Annotated in this window: 6 protein-coding genes, 1 tRNA gene and 1 pseudogene; 5 read left to right on the top strand and 3 right to left on the bottom strand. The window is 32.6% G+C overall.

Features of this window, described 5'->3' with window-relative positions:
* Position 1: 1 nt before the first annotated feature.
* A tRNA-Arg gene (locus tag ACY2V1_RS00605) sits at positions 2-75 on the bottom strand.
* 102 nt (positions 76-177) lie between these two features.
* On the opposite strand from ACY2V1_RS00605, the gene selA reads away from it, so the two are divergent.
* The 5 genes from selA to ACY2V1_RS00630 are packed head-to-tail and all read left to right on the top strand — an operon-like array spanning position 178 to position 6,088.
* Complete coding sequence (gene selA / locus ACY2V1_RS00610) at positions 178-1,593, top strand: L-seryl-tRNA(Sec) selenium transferase (protein WP_461832852.1); 1,416 nt, start codon at positions 178-180, stop codon at positions 1,591-1,593.
* A 10-nt stretch (positions 1,594-1,603) separates the two neighbouring features.
* Positions 1,604-2,956 (top strand): aminopeptidase, encoded by a 1,353-nt coding sequence (locus ACY2V1_RS00615; protein ID WP_461832853.1) that lies wholly within the window; start codon positions 1,604-1,606, stop codon positions 2,954-2,956.
* A 17-nt stretch (positions 2,957-2,973) separates the two neighbouring features.
* Positions 2,974-4,041, top strand: a complete 1,068-nt coding sequence (locus ACY2V1_RS00620) for a GGDEF domain-containing protein (protein WP_461832854.1) — start codon at positions 2,974-2,976, stop codon at positions 4,039-4,041.
* Positions 4,034-4,981, top strand: coding sequence for a recombinase family protein (locus ACY2V1_RS00625; RefSeq protein WP_461832855.1), 948 nt, complete (start codon positions 4,034-4,036; stop codon positions 4,979-4,981). Before ACY2V1_RS00620 ends, ACY2V1_RS00625 begins: the two co-directional genes overlap by 8 nt.
* Before the next feature lie 9 nt (positions 4,982-4,990).
* Entirely contained in the window at positions 4,991-6,088 is a 1,098-nt protein-coding gene (locus tag ACY2V1_RS00630) for an SPL family radical SAM protein (RefSeq protein ID WP_461832856.1), read from the top strand.
* Here the strand turns inward: ACY2V1_RS00630 and ACY2V1_RS00635 are convergent.
* Together ACY2V1_RS00635 and ACY2V1_RS00640 are read right to left on the bottom strand one after the other, a co-directional pair.
* Positions 6,048-6,506, bottom strand: coding sequence for an acyl-CoA thioesterase (locus ACY2V1_RS00635; RefSeq protein ID WP_461832857.1), 459 nt, complete (start codon positions 6,504-6,506; stop codon positions 6,048-6,050). The genes ACY2V1_RS00630 and ACY2V1_RS00635 overlap by 41 nt on opposite strands.
* Positions 6,479-6,740: pseudogene (locus ACY2V1_RS00640) on the bottom strand (cofactor-independent phosphoglycerate mutase); the annotation flags it as partial. The gene ACY2V1_RS00635 and the pseudogene ACY2V1_RS00640, both read right to left, overlap by 28 nt.

Consider the following 6,740-nt stretch of genomic DNA (forward strand, 5'->3'; position numbering starts at 1 on the left):
ACGCGCCCGGGAGGATTCGAACCCCCGACCCATGGATTAGAAGTCCATTGCTCTATCCTGCTGAGCTACGGGCGCAACAAGAAAAGACTATATAAATTATTTGTCATTTGGTCAAGAGTTTGTTACACAAAATTTTTCGCAAGCATTAGTCAATTATTTTTTTGAGAGGAGGATATTTTGAATAGGGAATTGTTTAAATACCTACCCTCTGTTGATGTATTGTTAAAATCAGTGGACAGGGAAAAGGAACTGAATATTGTTCCAAGAGCCCTTATAAAAGATAAGATCAATGATTTTTTAGATTCCCTAAGACGGGATATTAAAGATGGAAATATAGAGAATAAACAACAACTTATGAAACTGGTTGAAAGAGACTTTATTGTAAATTTTTTAAAAAAAGCAACAATGCCCAAGTATAGACGAGTCATAAATGGCACTGGCGTGGTTGTGCATACCAATCTAGGCAGGTCCATTTTATCTCAAGAGGCAATAGATGCAGTGGTCAAAGGGTGTAGTTATTATACTAACCTGGAATTTTCCCTGGAAACTGGTAAGAGGGGAAGCAGGTATTCTTTAGTTGAAGACCTTCTTTTAGAACTAACTGGGGCGGAGGCAGGATTGGTTGTAAACAACAATGCAGGCGCTGTGCTGATTGTATTAAATACACTTGCAAAAGACAAAGAAGTAATAGTGTCCAGAGGTGAGCTTATTGAAATTGGAGGTTCTTTTAGGATACCAGATGTAATGAAGAGCAGTGGTGCTATTTTGTGCGAGGTAGGGGCAACCAACAGGACACATCTCTATGACTATGAACAGGCTATTTCTCCTAATACAGCTGCCTTATTTAAGGCACACACTTCAAATTACAGGATAGTGGGTTTTCACAAAGAAGTTGGCTTAGAAGAATTGGTTGAGCTTGGTAATCGGTACAATCTCCCAGTTATTGAAGACCTTGGAAGTGGAAACTTCTGTGATTTTCCTGACTGGCTAAATATCAATGAGCCCACTGTAGCAGATAGAATAAAAAAAGGTGTTAGTGTTGTCTCTTTTAGTGGTGATAAATTACTCGGAGGTCCACAGGCAGGGATTATAGTTGGTAAAAAAGAATATATTGATAAAATCAAAAAAAATCCATTAAACAGAGCACTTAGAATAGATAAAATGACATTAGCAGCATTGGAAGCAACCCTTAGACTTTATAAAGATAAAGAATTGGCCAAAAATAAAATTCCCACCTTAAAATTAATATTCACACCCATTTCAACTCTTAAGGCCAGGGCAAGGAGGCTGGTGAAAAGATTAAAACAGGAATTAGGAGAAATGTACTTTTTTGCAATAAAAAAAGGCAGTTCAAGGGTAGGTGGCGGTGCTAGTCCAGAAAAAGACCTTCCAACCTGTCTTGTTTTAGTTAAACCTAATTTTATGGACAATTTGGATAGGTTCAGATCAATTTTGCTTAATACAGATCCTCCTTTAGTTGGTATTATTGAAGATGATTATTTTATGTTGGATGTTAGGACATTGCTTAAAGATGATTTATCCATAATTCCAGAAGTATTAAAACAGGCATATAATGCTGTAAAAGGAAATTAGGAGGTTTTTTATGGAACTTTTGCATAAGCAAAAGAGTTGTTATGAAATATATAAAGACGATCAAGACAAAGTAGACAATTTTGCTAAAGAATATATCAATTTTTTAAATAATTGTAAAACAGAGAGAGAAACTGTAAAATGGATTGAAGATAGACTAATAGAGAAGAATATCTCTAATGATTCAAGTAAATCTATATTTTATAGAAAATTTAAAGATAAGAGTATAATATTGGTTAGGAGAGGGAAAAAATCTTTAAAAAATGGAATAAGAATAATTGGTGCTCATCTAGATACTCCAAGATTGGATTTTAAACAACACCCCATATATGAAAATACCTATCTTGCTATGGTAAAAACCCATTATTATGGTGGTATAAGAAAACACCAATGGTTTTCAATTCCTCTGGCAATCCATGGGGTTGTTGTAAAAATTGATGGTACAAAGGTGAATATTAAGATTGGAGATGATCCAAAAGATCCTGTATTTGTAATTCCAGATCTTTTGCCTCATCTTGCTTACAAACAAAATGACAAAAAGTTGTCTAAGGCATTTGAGGCAGAAAAGATGAATGCAATTATAGGAAGCGTGCCATATATGGGGGAAGAAGAAGTTGAAGATAAAATAAAATTTGCAGTTTTAAATATATTAAATAAAAAATATTCAATTACAGAAGAAGATCTATATAGCGCTGAACTTCAATTTGTTCCAGCATATCAAGCTAAATTTGTAGGACTGGACAACTCCCTTATTGGGGGATATGGGCAGGATGATAGAATTTGCGTTTTTTGCGGACTAAAATCATTTTTGGATCAACAAGATCCAGAATTTACTCAAGTTTTGGTGTGCTGGGACAAAGAAGAGATTGGATCAGAAGGGGCATCAAGCGCTAGGTCGAGATTTATAGAATATGTCCTACAGGAAATCATTGATGTATGGGGCGAAGACTGTAATCTTTCAGATGTATTTTTAAATACAAAGGCTATTTCAGCAGATGTCCACGGTGCCCTTGATCCAGATTATCAAGATCTACACGATAAACTCAATGCATCAAAACTGGGATATGGGCCAGTTTTTTGTAAATTTACAGGCCATCGTGGAAAAGTTGGGGCAAATGACGCAAATGCTGAGTATATTGCTTTTTTGAGAAACAAGCTAAATAAAAAAAATATTCCCTGGCAAATGGCTGAATTAGGCAAGGTAGATGAGGGTGGAGGAGGAACTGTAGCCAAATTCCTGGCCAGGTATGGAATGGATATTATTGATTTTGGACCAGGGATTTTGGGCATGCACAGTCCCTATGAAATAAGCAGTAAATATGATTTATACGCAACCTATCTGGCCTATAAAGAGTTTTATAAATAAATTTGTGAGGAATTTTTATGAGTTTAGAGAAGATAAAATTAGAAGATAAAGGGAGCGATATTATGTTTTCGTCACCTGAGGGGACAAGCGTAGTAACTGTCTTAAATTATTTGAGAAATATTGGAGTTCCTGAGGACGGTAAATGGCAAACTTTGATTTTGTATTTAAGATATATTGCAGAATATAGTTATTTAACTTTGTCACAAAAGCAAAAGATACAGGAACTATTAATTGACGTTATTAAAGGGAAAAAGTTTGATGAAGAGGAATATAATAATGTAAATAAAGCCTTAGGCGATATACTTTTTGAGCCATATAAGAAAAAATTAGAAGAAGTTGTAAAAGAGTCCCATGAATTGGCTAAAAAATTTGCAGAAATGTCTAATCTTAGAAAGAAACATATAGAAGATCTTGAACAACATACAATAGAGATAATTGAAAAAACTGATGATATTGAAATTACAATAAAAAAGATAAAGCAATCCTTTAAAAGGGTATTAAATCTTATTGAAGAGGATATAAAAAACCTATATGAAGATGTTAATATAGATGGTTTGACATCTTTATACAACAGAAAATTTTTAGACATAAATTTAGATAGAATATTAAAAAAGTGCCAAAAAAATAATATGCCATGTTGTATATTGATGTTTGATATAGATGATTTCAAAAAGATTAACGATACTTATGGTCATAGGGTCGGTGATCAGGCTTTAAAAATCGTGGCCAAAATAATAAAAAATAGAGGTGAAAAATTTCTTCTCAAAAATAAAAGAGGAAATTTTTTTGCTACAAGATATGGAGGAGAAGAATTTTGTGTAATTTTGGAAGGATATGAATCAAAAGAAGGGTATAATTTTGGAGAAGACATTAGGAAAGGTATTGCAAAATATAATTTTATTGTCAGAAGCGTAGATGGGGAAGTGGTGGAATCAGGAATAAAGGTTACAGTTAGTGGCGGTGTGTCTTCTACGTACAGGGGAGATAAATTGGGAGAGGCTCTAATTGAGGAGGCTGACCAGTCACTTTATAGGGCAAAGAGGTCAGGTAAAAATAGGATAGAGGTTTACGGCGTAAATGATTAAATTTTTAAGTTTAAAATCAATCCCTAAGGATAAAATCCACGCAAAAGGTGACTGGCTGTTTGGCAAAATACTTTCAGATAGATTTAATTTTAAACCAATAAAGAGAAAATATTTGTATCCCATTATAGTGGAAAAAAAGCAAAACTATTTTGATATGATATGGGGAAATGAAGTATTGCAGGAATGTAAACAAGATAAGATCGATGCAATTGTAGTTGAAGCCAGTGATTTTTATAAGGGGTTGATAAATTTAGAATTTTTGAAACATGAATTTAAAAATTCTGGAAAAATAATTGTATGTGCTAGATATTTTGATAAATTGGTAGAAAAAAAAGACAAGGCTGGATGTTTTTTTGATGTTTTTGGTGATATTTTAAATAAAAAAGAGATTAATTTTTTATTGCAGTGGCTAAAATTACCTAAAATTTTTGATGAAATTTTGATAAAGGACAATGTTTCTCTGGATGTTATAGAAGTATTTAAAAAATTTTCTCAAAAGGAGCAAAAATATTTGCTTCCTTTTTTTATTAACATCAGATGGGGAAAAAATAAATCAAAAATATTTTTAGAACTTCTATATAAATTAAAAAAAAGAGAAAAAGTAGATATAGAAACTATATTAAGTCCTTTACTTGAGATCTTAGAAAAAGATTTGTCTCCAAATGACAAAATTCAAAAAATACTAAATAATTTAAGGGATAGATGTTATCCTTTAAAAAGGACCGTAGAAAAAGAATTTATTCAATGGAGTTCAAAGATCATTAATAAAAAAAGAATGAAAATTATACCTGCTAATGAATTTGAATTAGATGAAATTGTCATGGAAGTAAAACTCGATGGATCATATGCCCTTAAAGATTTAGTTGAAGATTTAAAACCTAAAATTGATGAATGGGATAAATTTTATAACTGGTATAAATCTCGATTAAATGGTGAGTGATTTAAGATAATGAGTGATTATATAACCTCAAATATAAAAGGAATTTTTATAGATAATCAAGTAAAAAGGAGTCCTATAACTAACACTGTTTCTAAAAATGCAGGTTCAATCCCTATAATTTATAGTGATTTTTCCAGCCTTGATGATAGAGAATTAAAAAAGGGATATGTGTATTTAGTAAAATACAAAGGAAGATTTTTTAAAAAATGTCCAGGAACAAAATTTTATAACTGTTGTGGGTATAAAATAATCCATATTGGAGAGGGATGTCCATTAAATTGTTCATATTGTATATTAAAGGCATATTTTTCTCACAATAGCATAAAGGTCTGGGCAAATATAGAAGATCTATACATGGAGTTAGATAAGATATTTTCAAATAGAGAAAAATTTTTTAGGGTAGGGACTGGCGAGTTTACTGATTCTTTGGCTATCGAGTATTTAACTAATTATTCCAAATACTTAATTGAATTTTTGTCTCAATTTAAGAATGTAATATTAGAGTTAAAGACAAAGGTTGTAGATCTATCATGGATTGATGCAGTTAAGGATCCACGGCTTGTTCTTCCTGCATGGTCTTTAAATGGTATTGATGTCCCTTTAAAGGAAGAGATGTCCACAGCTCCTTTAGAGGAACGTTTAAAGGCTGCTAAAATATGTGCTGAAATGGGCTTTCGGGTGTGCCTTCATTTTGATCCAATAATTTATTATCCAGGGTGGGAAAGGGGCTATAAAGAGACCATTGAAATGATATTTGACTATATAAAGCCAAAAGACATTGCATATTTAAGTCTTGGTTCTTTTAGGGGGATGCCTTATCTTTTTAAGTTTATTGAGGAAAACTGGCCTGATTCTGATTATATTTATTTTGGGGAATTTATTAAGGGAATTGATGGAAAGCTAAGACTATTTAGGCCAATTAGAATAAAACAATTTCGTTTTATGGTGAATTTGTTAAGAAAATATGGGGTTGATAAACAGATATATTTTTGCATGGAATCTGATGAGGTGTGGAGGGCCTGTCTTGGGTATACCCCCAAGGATATAGGGGGACTGGCAAATCATCTTATTCAGCTTTCTTTTGCACCATTTCAATTAACCAATTAGGTACTTTTACTATTTTTCCATTCTTATCCACACATGGATGTTTAGTCCACCCTGTTGTGATCTTTTTGTTATCTTCTGTTTTGTTATAGATTTCATATACAAATTTTAGAGAAGCCTTACCCCACTCCTCAATCCCACATCTGACTAATACCACATCCTCATACCTTGCTGGTCCCAAATATTTACAATGTGCCTCAATTACAGGAAGGAATATTCCTTTATTTTCTATTTCCAAATAACTGTGACCTAATTCCCTTAAAAAATGGCTCCTTGCCTGTTCAAACCAGTGAAAGTAATTGCCGTAATAAACCACTTTCATACCATCAGTCTCACCATAGGATACCCTGTGTTCCCAAATTACCTCAGGTTTTGGAAAATTATTTATTTTTTTCATCTTGTTATTTGTTCCAGTATCCATTTTATTAAATCTTCTCCTCTTTCTATAATCAATCCAGATTTTTTTGCATCAATTTCAGAGAATCTTTGATTTATTTTATTTAATGGAGCATTGAAGTTGATAAAAAGTATTGGCACAGGATCAGATACATGGGTGCGTTTATATACTGGAGTTAAATGGTCGCAACAAATTAGACATGCCCCTTTTTTAGCTTCCAGAAAATTGCATATTGGTCCAACAATGTATTTATCAAAT

Source organism: Desulfothermus sp. (genome assembly GCF_053993635.1).

Excerpts from the sequence above, each read along its gene's own strand:
- ACY2V1_RS00615 (WP_461832853.1), top strand. The coding sequence starts at position 1,604 with ATGGAACTTTTGCATAAGCAAAAGAGTTGTTATGAAATATATAAAGAC.
- ACY2V1_RS00620 (WP_461832854.1), top strand. The coding sequence starts at position 2,974 with ATGAGTTTAGAGAAGATAAAATTAGAAGATAAAGGGAGCGATATTATG.
- ACY2V1_RS00625 (WP_461832855.1), top strand. The coding sequence starts at position 4,034 with ATGATTAAATTTTTAAGTTTAAAATCAATCCCTAAGGATAAAATCCAC.
- ACY2V1_RS00630 (WP_461832856.1), top strand. The coding sequence starts at position 4,991 with ATGAGTGATTATATAACCTCAAATATAAAAGGAATTTTTATAGATAAT.
- ACY2V1_RS00635 (WP_461832857.1), bottom strand. The coding sequence starts at position 6,506 with ATGGATACTGGAACAAATAACAAGATGAAAAAAATAAATAATTTTCCA.